The organism is Pseudomonas sp. St316, assembly GCF_018325905.1.
Lineage (GTDB): Bacteria > Pseudomonadota > Gammaproteobacteria > Pseudomonadales > Pseudomonadaceae > Aquipseudomonas.
Genome location: NZ_AP021901.1, coordinates 138112 through 156274, shown reverse-complemented (window position 1 = coordinate 156274; position 18163 = coordinate 138112). Strand labels below are relative to the sequence as shown.

General features: G+C 60.2%; 13 protein-coding genes. 7 read left to right on the top strand and 6 right to left on the bottom strand.

Annotated elements, in window-relative coordinates; all coding sequences use genetic code 11:
* Positions 1 to 2 precede the first annotated feature (2 nt).
* Together KI237_RS00715 and KI237_RS00710 are read left to right on the top strand one after the other, a co-directional pair.
* Entirely contained in the window at positions 3 to 449 is a 447-nt protein-coding gene (locus tag KI237_RS00715; RefSeq protein WP_212798386.1) for a GNAT family N-acetyltransferase, read from the top strand.
* A 10-nt stretch (positions 450 to 459) separates the two neighbouring features.
* Complete coding sequence (locus tag KI237_RS00710; protein WP_212798385.1) at positions 460 to 1143, top strand: GNAT family N-acetyltransferase; 684 nt, start codon at positions 460 to 462, stop codon at positions 1141 to 1143.
* Between the two features lie 144 nt (positions 1144 to 1287).
* Here the strand turns inward: KI237_RS00710 and KI237_RS00705 are convergent, their stop codons facing one another.
* Both KI237_RS00705 and KI237_RS00700 read right to left on the bottom strand, forming a co-directional pair.
* On the bottom strand, positions 1288 to 6597 hold the full coding sequence (locus KI237_RS00705) for an OTU domain-containing protein (RefSeq protein WP_249410681.1): 5310 nt from the start codon (positions 6595 to 6597) through the stop codon (positions 1288 to 1290).
* 119 nt (positions 6598 to 6716) lie between these two features.
* The gene (locus KI237_RS00700) at positions 6717 to 7616 is read right to left on the bottom strand and encodes a homocysteine S-methyltransferase family protein (RefSeq protein WP_212798384.1); all 900 of its coding nucleotides are present in this window, start codon (positions 7614 to 7616) and stop codon (positions 6717 to 6719) included.
* Positions 7617 to 7729: 113 nt separating this feature from the next.
* On the opposite strand from KI237_RS00700, the gene KI237_RS00695 reads away from it, so the two are divergent.
* From KI237_RS00695 to KI237_RS00685, 3 genes are all read left to right on the top strand, one after another.
* Positions 7730 to 8551, top strand: coding sequence for an ABC transporter substrate-binding protein (locus KI237_RS00695; protein WP_212798383.1), 822 nt, complete (start codon positions 7730 to 7732; stop codon positions 8549 to 8551).
* The gene (locus KI237_RS00690; RefSeq protein WP_212798382.1) at positions 8548 to 9384 is read left to right on the top strand and encodes an amino acid ABC transporter permease; all 837 of its coding nucleotides are present in this window, start codon (positions 8548 to 8550) and stop codon (positions 9382 to 9384) included. Before KI237_RS00695 ends, KI237_RS00690 begins: the two co-directional genes overlap by 4 nt.
* 401 nt (positions 9385 to 9785) lie before the next feature.
* Positions 9786 to 11759 carry an autotransporter domain-containing protein gene (locus KI237_RS00685; RefSeq protein ID WP_212798381.1) on the top strand — a complete coding sequence of 658 codons (1974 nt, stop codon included), beginning with the start codon at positions 9786 to 9788 and terminating at the stop codon, positions 11757 to 11759.
* Positions 11760 to 11822: 63 nt separating this feature from the next.
* Here the strand turns inward: KI237_RS00685 and oadA are convergent, their stop codons facing one another.
* Both oadA and KI237_RS00675 read right to left on the bottom strand, forming a co-directional pair.
* Complete coding sequence (gene oadA / locus KI237_RS00680; protein WP_212798380.1) at positions 11823 to 13631, bottom strand: sodium-extruding oxaloacetate decarboxylase subunit alpha; 1809 nt, start codon at positions 13629 to 13631, stop codon at positions 11823 to 11825.
* Between the two features lie 12 nt (positions 13632 to 13643).
* Positions 13644 to 15059 carry an acetyl-CoA carboxylase biotin carboxylase subunit gene (locus KI237_RS00675; RefSeq protein WP_212798379.1) on the bottom strand — a complete coding sequence of 472 codons (1416 nt, stop codon included), beginning with the start codon at positions 15057 to 15059 and terminating at the stop codon, positions 13644 to 13646.
* Between the two features lie 187 nt (positions 15060 to 15246).
* On the opposite strand from KI237_RS00675, the gene KI237_RS00670 reads away from it, so the two are divergent.
* Positions 15247 to 16209 (top strand): LysR family transcriptional regulator, encoded by a 963-nt coding sequence (locus tag KI237_RS00670; RefSeq protein WP_283246283.1) that lies wholly within the window; start codon positions 15247 to 15249, stop codon positions 16207 to 16209.
* Here the strand turns inward: KI237_RS00670 and KI237_RS00665 are convergent.
* Both KI237_RS00665 and hexR read right to left on the bottom strand, forming a co-directional pair.
* Positions 16151 to 16360, bottom strand: a complete 210-nt coding sequence (locus tag KI237_RS00665) for a PA3496 family putative envelope integrity protein (RefSeq protein WP_212798378.1) — start codon at positions 16358 to 16360, stop codon at positions 16151 to 16153. The two genes, KI237_RS00670 and KI237_RS00665, sit on opposite strands and share 59 nt — an antisense overlap.
* A gap of 189 nt (positions 16361 to 16549) precedes the next feature.
* On the bottom strand, positions 16550 to 17416 hold the full coding sequence (hexR, locus tag KI237_RS00660) for a transcriptional regulator HexR (protein WP_003187110.1): 867 nt from the start codon (positions 17414 to 17416) through the stop codon (positions 16550 to 16552).
* 429 nt (positions 17417 to 17845) lie between these two features.
* Between hexR and KI237_RS00655 the strand changes: the two genes are divergently transcribed.
* A complete protein-coding gene (locus KI237_RS00655) occupies positions 17846 to 18160 on the top strand; it encodes a hypothetical protein (RefSeq protein ID WP_212798377.1) in 315 nt (104 codons plus the stop codon).
* Positions 18161 to 18163 lie beyond the last annotated feature (3 nt).

Genomic DNA, 18163 nt, shown 5'->3' with positions numbered 1-18163 from the left:
ACATGAACCCAGTCGAAATCCGCCGCGTCAGCGCCGACGATCACGCCGCCTGGCTGCCGTTATGGCAGGCCTACCTGCGGTTCTACAACACCGAGTTGCCGGAGGCGGTGAGCCAGAGCACCTGGCAACGCCTGCTCGATGACCGCGAGCCGACCCACGGGGCCCTGGCCTGGAACGGCGACACGGCGGTGGGCCTGGTGCACTTCATCTATCACCGTTCGAACTGGAGCATCGAGAACTCCTGCTACCTGCAAGACTTGTTGGTGGCCGAACACACCCGTGGCAGTGGCGTGGGTCGCCAGTTGATCGAGTTCGTCTATGCCACCGCCAAGGCCGACGGTTGCTGCAAGGTGCACTGGTTGACCCACGAAACCAACGCCACGGCGATCCAACTCTACGAGCGCATCGCCGAACGCCCAGGCTACATTCAATTTCGCAAAGCCCTTTAAGGAGCGCAGCATGTCGACTTCACTCGCCGATTGGAAAGGTGTCCCCGCACCGTCTACGCAACTGATCGAAGGGCGCTTCATCCGCCTGGAAAAACTCGATCCGGCGCGTCATGCCGATGGCCTGTGGCAAGCCCTCGAAGGCCCCGGCGCCGACCCGAAGCTCTGGGATTACTTGCCCTACGGGCCCTTCAAGGATCGCGACGCTTTCGGTGCCTGGCTGCACAATCATGCGGCCAATGCCGACCCGTATTTCTTCACCGTGATCGACCGTGCCAGCGGCGACGTGCAGGGCATTCTCAGCCTGATGTCCATCGTACCGGCCCAGGGCCGCATCGAGATCGGCCACGTGACCTTCGGTGCACCGATGCAGCGCTCACCGAAAAGCACCGAGGCGGTTTATCTGCTGGCCAAGGAGTCCTTCGCCCTGGGTTATCGCCGCCTGGAATGGAAGTGCAACAACGCCAACGCCCGCTCCAGATACGCCGCCGAACGGCTGGGCTTCACGTTCGAAGGGGTGTTCCGCCAGCACATGGTGGTCAAGGGACAGAACCGCGATACGGCCTGGTACTCGATGCTGGACTCGGAATGGCCCGCCATTGGTGCGGGGTTCGAGCGTTGGTTGAGCGACGAAAACCAGCGCGAGGGCGGCCAGGTGCGAAGCCTGGTGGAGTGCCGGGCGCAGGTGGAGGACTGACGGTCCGCCATCGCGAGCAAGCCCGCTCCCACAAGGGTCAGGGGTGTCTACAAATCCGGTAAAACACCGCAAATCCTTTGTGGGAGCGAGCCTGCTCGCGATGGCGGCAGCACAGCCACCGCCCCTCCATTACAACAATGATCTTCACTCCGGTTTCGGCTTCACCTCGCCAATTTTCTTGAGCGATTCCGGGGTGACGCCACGCCTTGCGTACTGCCAGGCCCAGTCCGGTATGACCAGATGGCTTTCCACGTACACGGCGAAATCCAGACGGCTATGCCCCAGGCGATTGGTCGGGAAATCGAAGTTGTAGAGATACTGCTGGGCCCGACGCTGGCCGATCGAGAGCAGCCGTTGCATGATCTGGTTCGCGCGAAACTCCTCCGGTTCGAGGCTGCTTCTCAAGGCAACGGCAAGATGCAACTCCGAATTCAGTGACCCAGACTGGGCGAGTACCTTGCCGATGGTGGCATCACTGAAATGCGGTCCAATCAGGTCGGCCCAGATCTGGCTGGCGTAATCCTGCCGAAGTTTCTGCAGGGCGCCCCAGAGATTCGGGGTGGCGAACAGCAAGGCGACCCTGTCGTTGGACGGAAGCTGCCCCGCAAAGCTGAACAGTTTGGCCACAGCCGGTATATCGCTGTCCCTGGCGTTCCCCCAGGCGCCCCCCAGGAATGTCAGGAAATCCGCCAGTTGCTCTTGATGCGTGACGATACTGCGCAGGTTTCGGTCGTCAAACAGCTGCATCCAATCGAGGTCGATGCTTTCCATGCGTTGCAATTCGCTGTAGCGGGTGCTGGCATACTCCGCGATGAGCTGGAACCGCAGGTCGGACAGGGCGGGGTTACGTATCCACCTGGCTACTTCACTCACGCGCAACAGGCCGCCCAGGTTGTGCGAGAGGACAGGCGACCTGAAAAGCAGATTCGCCCGCCTCAACAAGTGGGGGAAACGGCGAAGAGCGGTCTTGAACAAATCGACGGTCCGTTCGGCCATGTCCGTGTAGATGAAGTGGTCGAACAGCTGCGAAGTGTCATTGACGTACCTGCCGGCATCAGCCACCAGCAGGTCCTTGACATCATCCAGGTCGTCGCTATTGACCAGGTAAGCCCCATCGAGCAGCGCCTCCATCTGGTCCTCGTCCAGATGACCGTGCAGCGCTTCTTCGTACAGGATGTAGGCCGAGCTGTTCCTCGGATGGTGGTCGACCAGTTGTCTTGCGGTCACGCCATATTCGAGCAGGATATGCGCCACATCGCTGGAAATCAGCAGGAACGGGTCATCGAGCAGCTGCTGGATCAGCCCATTGTCAGCAGGGCCCAGCAGGATGTCTTCGAACAGGTGTTGCATCGACTGCCTTTCCTGCCCGGAAAAAGGCGTGTTGACGCTGGGCATCAATCTGGCCGGAGGTCGCTGCGACAAGATACGCCCGACTTGCTGGAGGATTTCCGGCGGTAACCTGGAGGACGGGGCTGCGGTGATTGCCTGACGCACCGTGTTATTTGCATGCAGGTCCAGGTAATGCAAGGTCGGCTGGAACAGGCCATGGGGGTTGGGCGCGCCATACACGATCCGGGTCAAATCGAGCACCGCCGCAGGGCCCAATAGGTTGTCCAGCGAAGGGGCATTCTCGGCGAGCGCCTGCTGGGTCCGACTGGGTAACGGCGCCACGTATTGGCCGATATGGGGATGCCGGGCGATATAGTCAGCCACTTCGTTGCGCAAGCCCTGCATCGAGAACGCTTCCCCGGCTTGCCCTTCGTTCAACCCGCGGGTGACGGCATTGAAGAAGCAATCGCCATCGCCCGGAATCTCCACGGTTCTACCCCCCAGCTCCACGCTGTAATGGTCCTGGGTCATGCGAATCAGGACGATGTCCGTATCGACTCTCTCCGGGTGGATATCCATCGGATAGATGGTTTCTTCCTGCCCGGGGCTGAAACGCACCGACCAGAGCTGTTCCGGCGTCTGGCGATTGATGACCAGCAGGCTCCGGTTTTGTGGCCAGCTGGAGAGACGGGGCATGAGCGACGGAATCAGGTCCATCAGCTGGTTATTCCAGGTGCCGGGGGTCCGAATCTGCTCGGACAGGACGGTAGACGAGAGCGCCGCGATCTTGGGCTTCGAAGGCCCCGGCTGCGGGTCTGGATCCCCCGGCCGTTTACCACCTCCACGGCCAAAGCCCACGGCACGCCACTCCCCGTCGGCCATCCGGGCCACGGTGCTGCGCATCACCCCGCTGGCGCGGATCGTCAACCCGGTCATCGGGCTCACCAAGGTGGCTTCAGTGGCATCGAGCTTGGTATGGTCGTGCACCCGAAACACCGTGCCGTCGGGTTGTCGCACGTACACGGGGCGAGCTGTCACAGCACCGGTGGCTGCATGGCTGATCGTGGCGCGATAGAAGCCTCGCGCATCTGCGGTCAGTCCGGCGATCACCGAGGCATCCGTCACGGCATAAGGACCATAGATCGCCATGTCCAATGGCAACCCGGTCATGGCTTCATCCTTAAGCTGGCGAGCCGTCACCGCCCGGAAAAACGATTGACCGCGGGTGGACACGGCCGTGCCCCGGGTAAGACGCCACCCACCATGGTTTGCCACGGCATGCACAAATGCCAGGGTCTTGAGGTTCAGTGGGATCGCCCCTGTCCGGTACACCAGCAAGCCAGTCTTGATGGCGCTCTTGAGCATCTGGAAACCCGGCGCCAGGAACATACCGGCCAGCTCCATGACAATCTCGATCACCATTTGCCCGAGCCTGCCATAGGTTTGATGACGCACGTCGCGGTTGCTGCTGGAGCGGTGATCGGCATGGGCGCTGTGAAAGTCGACGTGGGCCCGATGAAGGGCTTCAAGCAGATCGCCGGTGATCAACGCACCGCGAATCAATGGACGGCCGCCTTGTTGCCCCAAGGTACGTTTTATCTGCGCCGGGTCATTGGTAGAGATGCGTGAACGGAAATAGGCCTGCCAGTCTTCCCGTGGCAACAACTCGGCAATACCCTCGCTCAAGTCGGTAAACTCGTGGAAATCCTCACCCTCGGGGCTATCGGGAAAATAGACGCCCACGGTGCCCTTGATCGACGGCCCCAGCTGATCGGAGAACATCAGGGCACCGTTGATACTGACCGCATTGCCCATGTGCCCGTGCTGGCCTGCGGCGGCCATGCTGCCGCCCAGTACCAGGCCGTAGACATGCACCCGGCGCCCCATGACCGGCGTACGCGCCTCAGCCGATGACGCGCGCAGGACGGCGTCCAGCCAGAGGGCGAGTTGCTTTGCCGGTTTTGGTGGGTTGAGCGCCTTGTCGACAAGCGTGCTCTTGAACACCGCGTCGCCCTTGAGCGAGGCCTCATAGCCCTTGAATTTCAGATTCGCCAGATACGCTGTCCGCCAGGCCTTCTTGTAGGCAGGTGTGTTCATTTGCTCCCTGAGCATGGCTTCATAACGTCCACCGGCATCGATGCTCGTCACCATCCTGGCCAGTTGGTGCCCGCTCAGCGTGACAAAATAACCATTGACCGGGTTGCGGAGACGATCACCGTCTGAATCCACGACGTAGGCGCTCCACACTTCCCTCATGGCGTTCGGGTGCTGGGACGGCCGCAGGTTATCGAGCAGCAACTGGGTCAGGCTGGTGACACGGGACTGCCTTGGGTTGGCCGATTTTCCATAGAAAAAAGTGACCAGGGTCTGGTCCGGATCCGGGTCGATGTCCGGGTGCACGGTTTTTTGCAGGTATTGCCTGATCTTCTGGCGGGTGAACTGCAACAACGTCTTGATATCGCTACCCGCCAAGGCATAGGCGGCATCCAATACCAGCAGTTCCAGATTGCGGTAATGGGATTGCTGCGAAGAGGTCGCCTTTTTGAAGAAGTCGGGGCGATTGGCTTCAACCAGGGTTTGCTGGCGCACGGCCAGCGGCCCGGCAAGGGACAGCATGGGCAGGTCGAGCGCATCATCGACAGCCAGGGCAAAGGCGGGCAAGGCGAGCGTTTCGTTCGCCGGCGCATTCAGAAACGCTTCCAGCGCGGCGCTTTGGAACTGCAACAGGTCATCCGCCGCGGTTTCAAAGACATGCCCGGCCAGTTCAGTGGACACATCCCGGATCATGCGTTTTTGCCCCGCGTAGACCGGGCTGGTTTTCTTGACCAGGTCCTGGAAGGAGCGAAACTTCTGTATTCCCCCTTCCAGTGAATAGAGGAACAAAGCAGGCTGGTCCGCGCGCTTGATAACCATTGCCGCGGGCCATTTGCACGGCGCCGCGGTATCCATGTCGAGCATCACGGCGTAGACATGGGGAATGGGCGCCCGCAACAGGCGGTTTCTGTCCGCCTGGCTGGGATGGGTGGTGATGAGGTCCAGCAGGCGGTCCTCATCGTGTTGCAGGACGCGCTCATCCGGGGTCAGTTGCAAGGCCGGATCCCGATCAACCTTGTACAGATCAAACAGGGACATGAAGCGTCGGGCCAGCAGATGAGCAAGCGCCGCCTCTGCCGTGGAGGGGCTCGGCGCATCGCGCGCGGCCCCTACGCTTTTGCTCTGGCGAAACGTGAGCAAGTCTTCAAGGAACTGATGCTTGAAGCTTTCGTTGGTAACCGGTTCGGCGATGTAGAAGACCGACTCCAGGGTGGCTGCGGTCTTGCGATCCAGTGGGCTGGCAAACAGGCTGTCAGCCTCTTGCACGGTATCCGGACGGGTGAAGAACCCCACGCCACCGGCCGTGTAGATCGGCGGTGTATCGGTTGTCAGGCTGCTCGACATGACGTCGCTGAAACGCTGCGAGGACGTCAACGAACGCGTGCCCAGCGCATCGACGGCGAAGTGATTCACGTAGCAGTGGTCCGGGTCCATGTGCTCAAGCGCCGATGCACGGAATTTCCCCGCGGGAATCCTTGCCTTGAGTCGACTGACCAACAGGCTCTTGAGCACCGTGTCGAACGTTGGAAGCGCGGCGAACAGCCGGGCCAGTTTCACCTGATTGGCGTCCAGGAGGTCCAATTGCTTGAGTTGCTCTTTTTCACGGGCGCCGAGCAGATTGCCCTGGGCATCCACCTCGGTGATGACGGCATGTCCGATGCCTTGATAGCCAGGCGCAATGCCCGCTTGCAGTTGCTGCAGGACATCTGGCGAGAGGGCTTTGCCGTGGGCCCGCAGTGAAGAGAAGTCCAGGGACAGGTGGCTTCGGTGGGGATACACCCAACCCTCGCGCGGCGAAAAAGCCGAGGAGGAGGCGCTGCTTTGATGAGCGATCAGAAAGCCTTGGGTGACGGCGTCGCGCAACGGAACCGAGGCGGTCTTGCGTTCAGCGGCCGAGTCGACTGTCACGACCTCTTGGTAGGTGACCTGCACTTGCGCGTCACCGGTGAGGCCCCATTGACCGAGCCATGGATCGGCGAATTTATGCGGTTGAAATCGAGTACCGTTAGGTAACAGGCTGATGGGTTTCAAGGATAGGTCCCGGTTGTTGTTGAGGAACCGGGAACCTATCGCCTCATCCGATCAGCGATGACATACATATGTATGGCGAGGGCGAGAATGTGTAAGCCGCCATGTCGGCTTCAATGGGTTCAGGTCAGCTTTTGCGCCAACACCGCGATGTGCTCTGGCCCGATCCCGCAGCAACCGCCCAGGTGGCTGGCCCCACGCTGGCGCCAATCCGCCGCCCACTGCAGGTAGCCCGGTGGATCGAGGTCTTCGCGCAGTGGATCCAGGCCATCGTTGGCCGTCGCTTCCTTCGGCTGTGGTGGGAAGGCGTTGGCGTAGGCACCAATGTGGATCTTCACCCCCAGGTGCTCGAAGGTTTCCCGAGCGGCATCAATCGCCGCGCCGATCACTTCCGGCTGGCTGCAGTTGAACAGCAGGGTCTCGACGCCGAGCTCGGCGGCGACCGCCGCGGCATCCGCCACCGGCTCACCGGAGCGCAGGCGCGGCACTTCATCGGTGTCTTCATCTTTCAAGGTAAACGACAGCCAGAACGGCTTGCCATCCTTGGGCAGCCCGGCGTGAATGGCCCGCGCTTCAATCGTCGAGCTTTGGGTTTCGGCCAACCACAGGTCGACATGGGGCGCCAGGCCGGTCACCAATGGCGTCAACAGCTCACTGGCACGGGAAGCGTCGAACAGATCGGGCCGATAGGAACCGAACAACGGCGGCAGCGACCCGGCCACCCGTACCGCTTTGCCTGAAGCTTGCACCGCCCGCCGCGCCAGCTCTCCCGCCAGCGCGGCCAGGGCCTGGCCTTCTGCAGCGAAGCGCGCTTCACCAATGTGAAACGGCACTACGGCGTAGCTGTTGCTGGTGATTACATTGGCGCCGCTGGCGATGTAGGCTGCATGCACGGCCTCTACGGCCTGAGGCGCTTCGCTCAAGGCCAGGGCCGACCACTCGGGCTGTCGGAACGGCGCGCCCCGGCGTTGAAGTTCGCGGCCCATGCCGCCATCGAGAATGACTGTCGTTGCTGAGCCCATATGCGATTCACTCATAAGCTTATGAAAAATACTCACTACCGGAGTTGTTCTTATAACTATTTAATACGCACCAATCGGCTAACTACAACTTATTTTTCTACCAGGGACTTCACGTGAAACTACAACCATTGCTGGCCCTGGGCCTGACCCTGCTGGCCGCTTCGTCGCAAGCCTTCGCCGGCACCACCCTGGATCGCATCGAACAGAAAAAAGAACTGGTCGGTGTATTGATGGAAAGCTACCCGCCCTTCTCTTTCCTGAACGATCAGAACCAACTCGACGGTTTTGACGTAGATGTCGCCAAAGCAGTCGCTGAAAAGCTGGGCGTGAAGCTGCGCCTGGAAACACCGTCCTGGGACGTGATCGCTGCCGGGCACTGGAGCGGGCGCTATGACATCTGCATCTGCTCCATGACGCCGAGCAAGGCCCGCGCCGAAGTGTTCGATTTCCCGGTGCAGTATTACGCCTCGCCAGCGGTGATCGTGGTCAACGCCAAGGACGATAGCATCCACGGCGCCAAAGACCTGAGCGGCAAGAAAGTCGGCCTCACCAGCGCGTCCAGCTACGAGAGTTACCTGAACAAGAACCTGGTGATCGAAGGCGCTGAAGACACCCGCCTGAGCTACCCCTTCGAGAACGTGCAGATCGCCCCGTACGACACCGACAACGTAGCGTTCCAGGACCTTGGCCTGGGCGCCGGGGTGCGTTTGGATGCGGTGCTGACCAACCTGGTGACCGCGCAGCCACGCCTGACCGAAGACAAGCGTTTCAAACTGGCGGGCAATGCCCTCTATTCCGAACCGAACTCGGTGGCCATCGAAAAGGGCGACGCCCAGTGGGACGCCAAGGTGCGTGAAGTCTTCGCACAGTTGAAACAGGACGGCACCTTGAGCAAACTCTCGCAGAAATGGATCGGCGCCGACATCACCCAATGACCTCTTTTCCGTCTCCGTCTCGGCCACCGCACCCGGTGGCTGAGTCGCGTCTGCAAAAAATCTTCGGCTTTCGCACCCGGCTGTACCTGACCTGGGCGGCGATGCTGGTGCTGTTCGCGAGTTTTTTCCTGAGCTTCGACCTGAAGTTCTCCATCATCCTCGACAAACTGCCGAACCTGGTGGGCGTGCACCTGGCTCCCAATGGCTTTCTGCAAGGCGCGGTGCTGACGCTGTTTCTGTGCCTGTGCTCGATCGTCGCGTCGTCGTTGCTGGGCTTTGTCACTGCCCTGGCGCGGTTGTCCAAAAGCGCCGTGGCGTTCGGCATCGCCAGTTTCTACGCATCCTTCTTCCGTGGCACCCCGCTGCTGATCCAGATCTTGCTGATCTACCTGGGCCTACCGCAACTGGGCGTGGTTCCCGGCGCCATCGCCGCCGGGATCATCGCCCTGTCGCTGAATTACGGCGCCTACCTGAGCGAAATCTTCCGCGCCGGCATCCTCGGCGTCCCCAACGGCCAACGCGAAGCCTCGCTGGCGCTGGGCTTGAGCGAAACCGTGATCTTCTGGCGCGTCACCCTGCCCCAGGCGATGCGCACCATCATCCCGCCGACCACCAATCAATTCATCTCGATGCTCAAGGACTCCTCCCTGATCTCGGTGATGGGGGTCTGGGAAGTGATGTTTTTGGCGCAGTCTTATGGTCGGTCCAGTTATCGCTATATCGAGATGCTGACGACGGCGGCGATTATTTACTGGTTGATGTCCATTGCGCTGGAGCTGATCCAGGCGCGGATGGAGCGGCATTATGGGAAGGCGTATCTGAATAATCGTTGAGTAAGCTCGCAAAGCTGCACACAACCGAAATACTGGCCCCGCTAAATGTACCTGTGGCTCCACATCACTCTTCAGTGGACACCACATTCATGTCCGGCAAAGACCCCCTGTGGGAGCGAGCTTGCTCGCGATGAGGCCAACAAGCCCAACATCCATGTGACTGGACCACCGTCATCGCGAGCAAGCTCGCTCCCACAGGGTGAAGGAAGGTAGAAAGGTCCATGCCGGTTGTAGGGCAAAGCTTCGGGCCATGAAAGCCAACGAGACAACACGCTGATCGCAGCATCGGCAACCTACAGATCTCATCCTGCGTGTCTTGCTTACCGCGAGGAGATGGCCGGCATCGCGTTCCGGATTGATTTTTTAAAGTGCGGACTCACTCCACGAGAGGCCGCACTTCGATGTCTACCCAACATGTCTACCCACCCCAACGCCTCGCCCTGGCAATTGCCTTGGTACTCGGTTGCGCCGATGTTTCGATGGCCCGGCAATCGACTGATGACGCTACGACGCTCCCCTCTGAAACAGCGCTCCAGAAAGAAACCCAACCCACTCATTCGACCAAGGCGCCCAGCAAGCCACCCAAGTTCACAACATTGGAGGGCGAATCATCGCGCACCACCCGGTTCAGTAAAGGCCTGGTAGAAGCAGGCTCGCAATTTCGCAATCTCGGTCAAATGAGTGCCGAGGTACACGTTGCCGGCCAGTTTCATAACGAAGGAGGCGTGGGCAAGTCTGTCTTCGTGAACGAGACCGGCAGTTTCAGCGGCAATGGCACAGTCGACGCACTGAACGTGAAGGACGGTCTGTTGCAGGTCGACCCTGCAAACGGGGCTCCTACGATCAAGAAGAACCTTGAACTGTCGCAAGGCGCAACGCTGCTCTATGGCATCTATCCAGACAGCGGCAGTAGCACGATCAAAGTCGGCGGCACCGCGACGCTAGGCAGCGCGACGCTGAAAATTACGTCGCTGCCAGGCGAGTCCATCGGCGCGGGAAAACACATCGTGATCCAGGCGGAAAACATCGATGGGGAATTCGGGAAAGTCGTCAACGAGCTCGCCTTAGTGACCGCGACACCTGACTACAGCGCCATGAAACAAGTCGGACTGACGCTCACGCTCAAAGATGTTCCGCTCAATGAAATCGCGCCCACTGATAATGGCCAACGTGTCTTAGACGCCATCTTGCAATCCGAACAGACCAAACCATTGCAACCGGAACGCTTCATCACCTCACCACCTACCGCCTCTCCTGCCCTTGAGCCACCAGCCGATCGCCCTGCATCAAAGTCCGTCGAGCCGCCAAAAGTTGTTTCCAGCGCCCACCCCAAGCCCGTCACCCAGGTGCAGACGATCGAGCCAGCCCCCAAACCCAACGCGGCCATAAACGCCTTGCTCGGCACCCATATGGTTACCGTCGCTGACGCCATCGACCAACTGGGCAGCTACAACATCGCCGACCTCGGCAGCGCCACCCTGAGCAGCATCACCCCGATCCGCACAGGAATGCTCTCGGCCATGAGCCAGAGAAAATCGGCGGCTGGGTACGACAACGGCCAAGTCTGGGTCCAGGCCATCGGCAACAGCGGCAGCCTCGCCAGGCAACTGGGCAGTCATGCCCTCAAGCATTCGACAAAAGGCCTGATGCTGGGAACCGACTGGGCCGTCAGCCCCGATTGGCGGCTGGGCATCATCGGCAGCAAAACCCAGACGCGGATGGACAGTTATCAGTTCGACGGGGCCATGGACAGTTGGCTCGCAGGCGCGTACGCCTTGCGCCAGGACGGGCCGCTGGCGCTGCGCCTGGGCGCTGTCTATGGCAGCCATGACGGCAGCACCAAGCGCCACGTTGCCTTCAACGGATTCAGGGATCGGCTGAAGGGTCGTTACGATGCCACGACACAGCAGGTCTTTGGACAGGTCGGCTACAAACTGGATGTTGGATATTTCGATATCGAACCCTATGTCCAAGTGGGTTACCAGCGCTATCAACGCGACGCGTATACCGAAAAAGGTGGGGACGCCGCGTTGCAGTACAACGGCCAGGCACAGGAGCACTACAGCAGCGACCTCGGCCTGCGCCTCGCCCGCCCTTTGATTTTCGACCGGGGCATGCGGTTGACGCCGCGACTGGATGTCGGCTGGAAGCACCTGTATGGCGACGTAAAGGGCACCTCACACCAGCGTATGGCTAGCGCAAGTGGCATCTATACCGTCGAAGGCCTTGAACTGGACCGTGACAGCCTGCTCATGGAAGTCGGGCTGGACCTGGCCGTATCACCGCGCCATACCCTGGGATTGAGCTACAACGGCGAAACGGGGCAGGACAACCGCAACGGGGCGCTGATGGGCCAGTGGCGAATGATGTTCTGACAGGCAAAAAAAAGGGGAGCACATGCCCCCCCGAGGTTAAAACGTTGTATCGAGGCTGTTTAGTCAGCCTTCGATCTCGATCAGGATCTCGCCCGGGTTGACCCGGTCGCCCTTGGCCACATGAATCGCGCTGACCTTGCCGGCGATGGCCGCCTGCACTTCGGTTTCCATCTTCATGGCTTCGGTGATCAGCACTGCCTGGCCGGCCTTGACCACGTCGCCTTCCTTGACCAGCACATCGACGATGTTGCCCGGCATGGTGGTGCTGACGTGGCCTGGCGCGGTGGCCTGCTTGCGCTTGCTGCTGCCGCCGCCGACAAACTCATTGAGCGGTTCGAACACGACCTCTTCGGGCATGCCATCGATGGAGAGGTAGAAGTGACGCTTGCCTTCGGCCTTGACGCCCACACCGGTGATGTCGACGCGGTAAGTTTCGCCGTGGACGTCGATGACAAATTCCGTCGGCACGCCTTCGCCGCCGGCAGAGTTCACGCTGCCTGCCTCGGGGATTGGCAGCAGTACTTCCGGGGTCAGGGTGCCGGCTTCGCGCTCTTCGAGGAACTTGCGACCGATGTCCGGGAACATGGCATAGGTCAGCACGTCCTCTTCGGACTTGGCCAGTGCACCGATTTCACCGCGCAGCTTGGTCATTTCCGGCTTGAGCAGATCGGCTGGACGCACATCGATCACCTCTTCGCTGCCGATGGCCTGGCGGCGCAGCTTCTCGCTCACCGAACCTGGCGCCTTGCCGTAGCCGCCCTGCAGATAGAGCTTCACTTCGTTGGTGATGGTCTTGTAGCGCTCACCGGCCAACACGTTGAAGAACGCCTGGGTGCCGACGATCTGCGAGGTCGGGGTCACCAGCGGCGGGAAGCCGAGGTCTTCGCGCACGCGCGGGATCTCCGCCAGCACTTCGTTCATGCGGTTCAACGCGCCCTGCTCTTTCAACTGGTTGGCGAGGTTGGAGATCATCCCGCCCGGTACCTGGTTGACCTGGACGCGGGTGTCCACCGCGGTGAACTCGCTTTCGAACTGGTGGTACTTCTTGCGCACGGCATAGAAGTACAGGCCAATCTCCTGCAACAGCTCCAGGTCCAGCCCCGTGTCGAACTCACTGCCCTTGAGGGCCGCGACCATTGATTCAGTGCCCGGATGGCTGGTGCCCCAGGCGAAGCTGGAGATCGCGGTGTCGATGTGATCGGCGCCGTTCTCGACAGCCTTGAGCTGGCACATCGCGGCCAGGCCGGCAGTGTCGTGGGAGTGGATAAAGATCGGCAGCGACTGTTCGCTTTTCAACGCCTTGACCAGTTCGCCGGTGGCGTACGGCGTCAGCAGGCCGGCCATGTCCTTGATCGCCACCGAGTCGCAACCCATGGCTTCCATTTGCTTGGCTTGGGCCACGAACGCGTCGATGGTGTGCACCGGGCTGGTGGTGTAGGCAATGGTGCCCTGGGCGTGCTTGCCGGCGGCCTTCACGGCTTCGATGGCGACCTTCAGGTTACGCACGTCGTTCATCGCGTCGAAAATACGGAACACGTCGATGCCGTTGACGGCGGCCTTGGCGACGAACGCCTTGACCACGTCATCGCTGTAATGGCGGTAGCCCAGCAGATTCTGGCCGCGCAGGAGCATTTGCAAACGGGTGTTGGGCAGCGCCGCGCGCAGTTGGCGCAGGCGCTCCCACGGGTCTTCTTTCAGGAAGCGCACGCAAGCGTCGAATGTCGCGCCGCCCCACACTTCCAGCGACCAATAGCCGACTTTGTCGAGCTTGTCGCAGATCGGCAGCATGTCTTCGGTGCGCATACGAGTGGCGAGCAGCGATTGGTGGGCGTCGCGCAGGATTGTGTCGGTAACAAAGATCTTCTTGGACATGGTCATGATTCCTTACAGGCCTGCGTGGGCGGCAATGGCGGCGGCGATGGCCAGGGCCAGCTCTTCGGGTTTGCGCTTGATCGAGTAGTTGGTCAGTTCAGGATGGCTTTCAACGAAGCTGGTATTGAACTGGCCGCTGCGGAATTCCGGATTGCGCAGAATCTCCTGGTAATACGCGGCGGTGGTCTTGACCCCCTGCAGGCGCATGTCATCCAGGGCCCGCAGGCCACGGTCCATTGCTTCTTCCCAGGTCAACGCCCAGACCACCAGCTTCAGGCACATCGAATCGTAGAACGGCGGAATGGTGTAGCCGGTGTAGATCGCCGTGTCGGTGCGCACACCCGGGCCGCCAGGGGCGTAGTAGCGGGTGATCTTGCCGAAGCTGGGCAGGAAGTTGTTTTTCGGGTCCTCGGCGTTGATGCGGAACTGCAACGCAAAGCCACGGTGCTGGATGTCTTCCTGCTTGACCGACAGCGGCAACCCGGAGGCGACGCGGATCTGCTCGCGAACAATGTCGATACCGGTGATTTCTTCGGTGATGGTGTGTTCCACCTGCACCCGGGTGTTCATCTCCATGAAGTACACCTCGCCTTCGGCGAGCAGGAACTCCACGGTGCCGGCATTCTCGTAGCCCACGGCCTTGGCGGCGCGTACCGAGAGGTCGCCGATGTAGGCACGCTGCTCGGGGGTCAGTTGCGGGCTCGGGGCGATCTCGATCAGCTTCTGGTTGCGGCGCTGGATCGAGCAGTCACGTTCGAACAAGTGCACCACGTTGCCAAAACTGTCGCCCAGGATCTGCGCTTCGATGTGCTTGGGATTGACGATGCACTTTTCCAGGAACACTTCCGCCGAACCGAATGCCTTGGTGGCTTCGGAAATGACCCGCGGGAAGGCTTGTTCGAGTTCTTCGCGACTGTTGCAGCGACGGATACCACGACCGCCGCCGCCGGACGTGGCCTTGAGCATCACCGGGTAACCGATCCGATCACCTTCGGTCAGCGCTTCTTCAATGCCCGAAACGTTGCCTTCGGTGCCCGGCGTGACCGGTACGCCGGCCTTGATCATGCTGCGGCGCGCTTCGGTCTTGTCGCCCATGCGGCGAATGACTTCGGCCGATGGGCCAATGAATTTGATTCCGCGTTCAGCGCAGATGTCTGCCAGTTCGGCGTTTTCCGAGAGAAAACCGTAGCCGGGGTGCAGAGCATCGCAGCCGGTTTCTACCGCCAGGTTCACCAGTTTGCGCGGGTTGAGGTAGCCGGCCAGCGGATCGGCGCCGATGCTGTGGGCCTCGTCCGCACGCTTGACATGCAACGCATGGCGGTCCGCGTCGGAGTAGACCGCGACCGAGCGAATGCCCATCTCGGCGCAAGCGCGCACGATGCGGACGGCAATCTCACCACGGTTGGCGATCAGGATCTTTGTTATCAATTGGAGGTTCCCTTGAGCCGGTGATACCACGGCCTGGGGTTCAGGCCGACGCGTGACCAGATGTAACAATTGGTCGCAGCCCCACACTAGCCCTGGCTGTTGATTAACAAAAATGAATATTTATTGGGTCGTGCATAAGCAAAGACTTATAGTTGCGCTATCCGTCTCGGCCCAGGGTGCTTTTAAAATGCGTAAGTCATTGATGCGTATGACATTGCGTCAATTGCAGATTTTCAACGAGGTGTGCGACCTGAGGTCCTACAGCCGTGCAGCTGATGAAATGTCTCTCACACAACCGGCCGTTAGCCTACAGATTCGTTCCCTGGAAGAGTTGATTGGCCAGCCACTGTTCGAGTACGTCGGCAAAAAACTCTACATGACCGAAGCCGCCGAAGCGCTGCAACGCGCCAGCCGGGACATCTTCGGGCGCCTGGAAAACCTCGACATGCAGCTCTCGGACATGCAGGGCTCGCTGCAAGGCCAGCTCAAGCTTGCAGTGGAGTCCAGCGCCAAGTACTTCGTCCCGCACCTGTTCGCCGCGTTCAAGCGCCAGCACCCGGAAGTCAATCTCAACCTCACCGTGGTCAATCGCGGCCAGGTCATTCGCCGGCTTTCGGACAACCGTGATGACCTGGTCATCATGTCCATGGTGCCCCAGGACATGGGCCTGGAATTCCTGCCATTCCTGAACAATCCAATCGTCGCCGTGGCGCCACCGGATCATCCGCTGTGCCACATGGGCGCGTTGCGTTTGCAGGATTTGGAGCCCTATACACTGCTATTGCGCGAACCGGGCTCAGGTACGCGACTGGCCTGCGAGGAGTACTTCAAGGAGAAGCGGGTGCATTTCACCCAGACCCTGGAAGTGGCGTCGGCGGAGGCCCAGCGCGAGTGTGTTGTGGCCGGGCTGGGCGTGGCGCTGTTGACGCGCCACGCCGTGAGCCGGGAACTGTCGTCCGGCGCACTCATCGAGTTGCCGGTGGAGGAACTGCCGCTGTACCGCAGTTGGTGCCTGGTGCAGGCCAGGGCCAAGCGCCTGTCACCGGTGGCCCACGCCTTCCTGGCGTTCGTTCGCGGTGAGCGCGCTCAGATCATCGGCCTGGTTGAGCGTTTCGACGGGAAGCCACCGGCGTTGCCTGCCAGTAATTGAACTCTGTTGCGTCAGGGAATTCGCTGATTTCGGCCAGAAGTTGGCGCTGCTCATAGCGGTCTTCGATTGCACGACGGAACGCCATGCGGCGCTGGTCTTCCTGCTGACGACGGGTTTTGACGGCGCTGCGTTCTTCGTAGGGCTGGGTCATGTCGAGACTCCCAAGACGTATACGGGAGCTTTACGATGACGGCGCGGGATGACTGTTTGGCGGCGCGACGGTGACAGAACGATGAATTCACAAAAGGCACCTTCCGTGGCGAGTCATGTCGTTCACTCAAGTTGTGGCGAGGGGATTTATCCCCTCGCCACAGAAGCGCCCCGACTTCAACACCTGCGCTCAGTCGTCCAGCGCCTTCACCGACTTGGGCGACAGCCGCAGGCTGCGAAGGCTGCGCTTCACGCTCTTGAGGTGGTTGACCAGGCTTGGACCACGGGCCATGGCGACACCCATTGCCAGCACGTCGATCACCACCAGGTGGGCGATGCGCGAGGTCAGCGGCGTGTAGATCTCGGTGTCTTCATGCACGTCGATGGCCAGGTTCACCGTGGACAGTTCCGCCAACGGCGTCTGGCTCGGGCACAAGGTGATCAGCGAGGCACCGCTTTCGCGCACCAGGTTCGCGGTGATCAACAAGTCCTTGGAACGCCCCGACTGGGAAATGCAGATCGCCACATCGGTGGGTTTCAGGGTCACCGCTGACATGGCCTGCATGTGCGGGTCGGAATAGGCCGCTGCCGTCAGCAGCAACCGGAAGAACTTGTGCTGGGCATCGGCTGCCACCGCGCCCGAGGCACCGAAGCCATAAAACTCGACACGCTGGGCCTGGGACATGGCCGTGACGGCTTTTTGCAACGCCACCGGGTCGAGCTTCTCGCGAACCTCCATCAGGGTGTGCAGGGTGGTGTCGAAGATTTTCAGGCTGTAGTCCGCAACCGAATCGTCTTCATGGATCGCAAACTGACCGAAGCTCGCGCCGGCGGCCAGGCTTTGCGCCAGCTTGAGTTTCAGGTCCTGGAAACCCGAGCAACCGATGGCCCGGCAGAAACGCACGATGGTCGGTTCGCTGATGCCGACGCTGTGGGCAAGATCTGCCATGGAGCTATGCATCACGGCCGCAGGATCAAGCAGTACGTGATCAGCGACTTTCAGCTCCGACTTGCGTAGCAAGTGGCGTGACTGGGCGATGTGTTGCAACAGGTTCAAGGGGCTGGACTCTTGTTATGGGCAGATGCCGGGATGTAGCAAGCTTGTAGTTATACTACAAGAATTGGCTTTTTGCCCGTCCAAAACGTAACTGGATGACCTCGCTGCCCCTTTGTTTTGCCGAGGATCCCCTGATGTAGCAGCCTCTGCCATAGCGCAGACCATCAAGGCCGCCGATCCGATGATTTCCAGCCACGACCCGAACCTCCAACGTGGGAAAGAAGCGTTTGTCCGCGATTGAGTCGACGACTCAAGATTTGCGACTAACGCCAACAATATCTCGACAATAACCTTTGCCAGCCAACTAATAATCGCCAAGAACTAACGTCTCCTTACAATACCAACCGTCATCCCCCAAGACACTACCAAGTTAAAGTCGATATATTCGCTCCCGCAGGACGCAATAAAATAACTACAGGAGTTACTCTCATGAAAATCACGACTAAAGATTGGACCGCACAAATCGACCGCATGCCAGGTGCTGCGTCTTTCCGTACCTTTGGCACGGTAACTGTAGCCAATAGCGGTGTTATCCCAACGCTGGTACGAAGCGAACTACAGGACAAATCCTTTGATTTGCGCCTGGAATTGAAACTTGAACATTCCGGGGATGCCGCAGCGTCGGTCATCACCGACAAGTTCGTCGAATACAAGGAACTGGGCGACTCCAATGTCACGGGCGTCAGTATTTTTTTCGAAGGGGAGTTACTGCACCACATCGATGAAGTACTCGTAACCCACTAAGCG

Excerpts from the sequence above, each read along its gene's own strand:
- KI237_RS00655 (WP_212798377.1), top strand. The coding sequence starts at position 17,846 with ATGAAAATCACGACTAAAGATTGGACCGCACAAATCGACCGCATGCCA.
- KI237_RS00715 (WP_212798386.1), top strand. The coding sequence starts at position 3 with ATGAACCCAGTCGAAATCCGCCGCGTCAGCGCCGACGATCACGCCGCC.
- KI237_RS00700 (WP_212798384.1), bottom strand. The coding sequence starts at position 7,616 with ATGGGCTCAGCAACGACAGTCATTCTCGATGGCGGCATGGGCCGCGAA.
- KI237_RS00685 (WP_212798381.1), top strand. The coding sequence starts at position 9,786 with ATGTCTACCCAACATGTCTACCCACCCCAACGCCTCGCCCTGGCAATT.
- oadA (WP_212798380.1), bottom strand. The coding sequence starts at position 13,631 with ATGTCCAAGAAGATCTTTGTTACCGACACAATCCTGCGCGACGCCCAC.
- KI237_RS00670 (WP_283246283.1), top strand. The coding sequence starts at position 15,247 with ATGCGTAAGTCATTGATGCGTATGACATTGCGTCAATTGCAGATTTTC.
- KI237_RS00690 (WP_212798382.1), top strand. The coding sequence starts at position 8,548 with ATGACCTCTTTTCCGTCTCCGTCTCGGCCACCGCACCCGGTGGCTGAG.
- KI237_RS00710 (WP_212798385.1), top strand. The coding sequence starts at position 460 with ATGTCGACTTCACTCGCCGATTGGAAAGGTGTCCCCGCACCGTCTACG.
- KI237_RS00665 (WP_212798378.1), bottom strand. The coding sequence starts at position 16,360 with ATGACCCAGCCCTACGAAGAACGCAGCGCCGTCAAAACCCGTCGTCAG.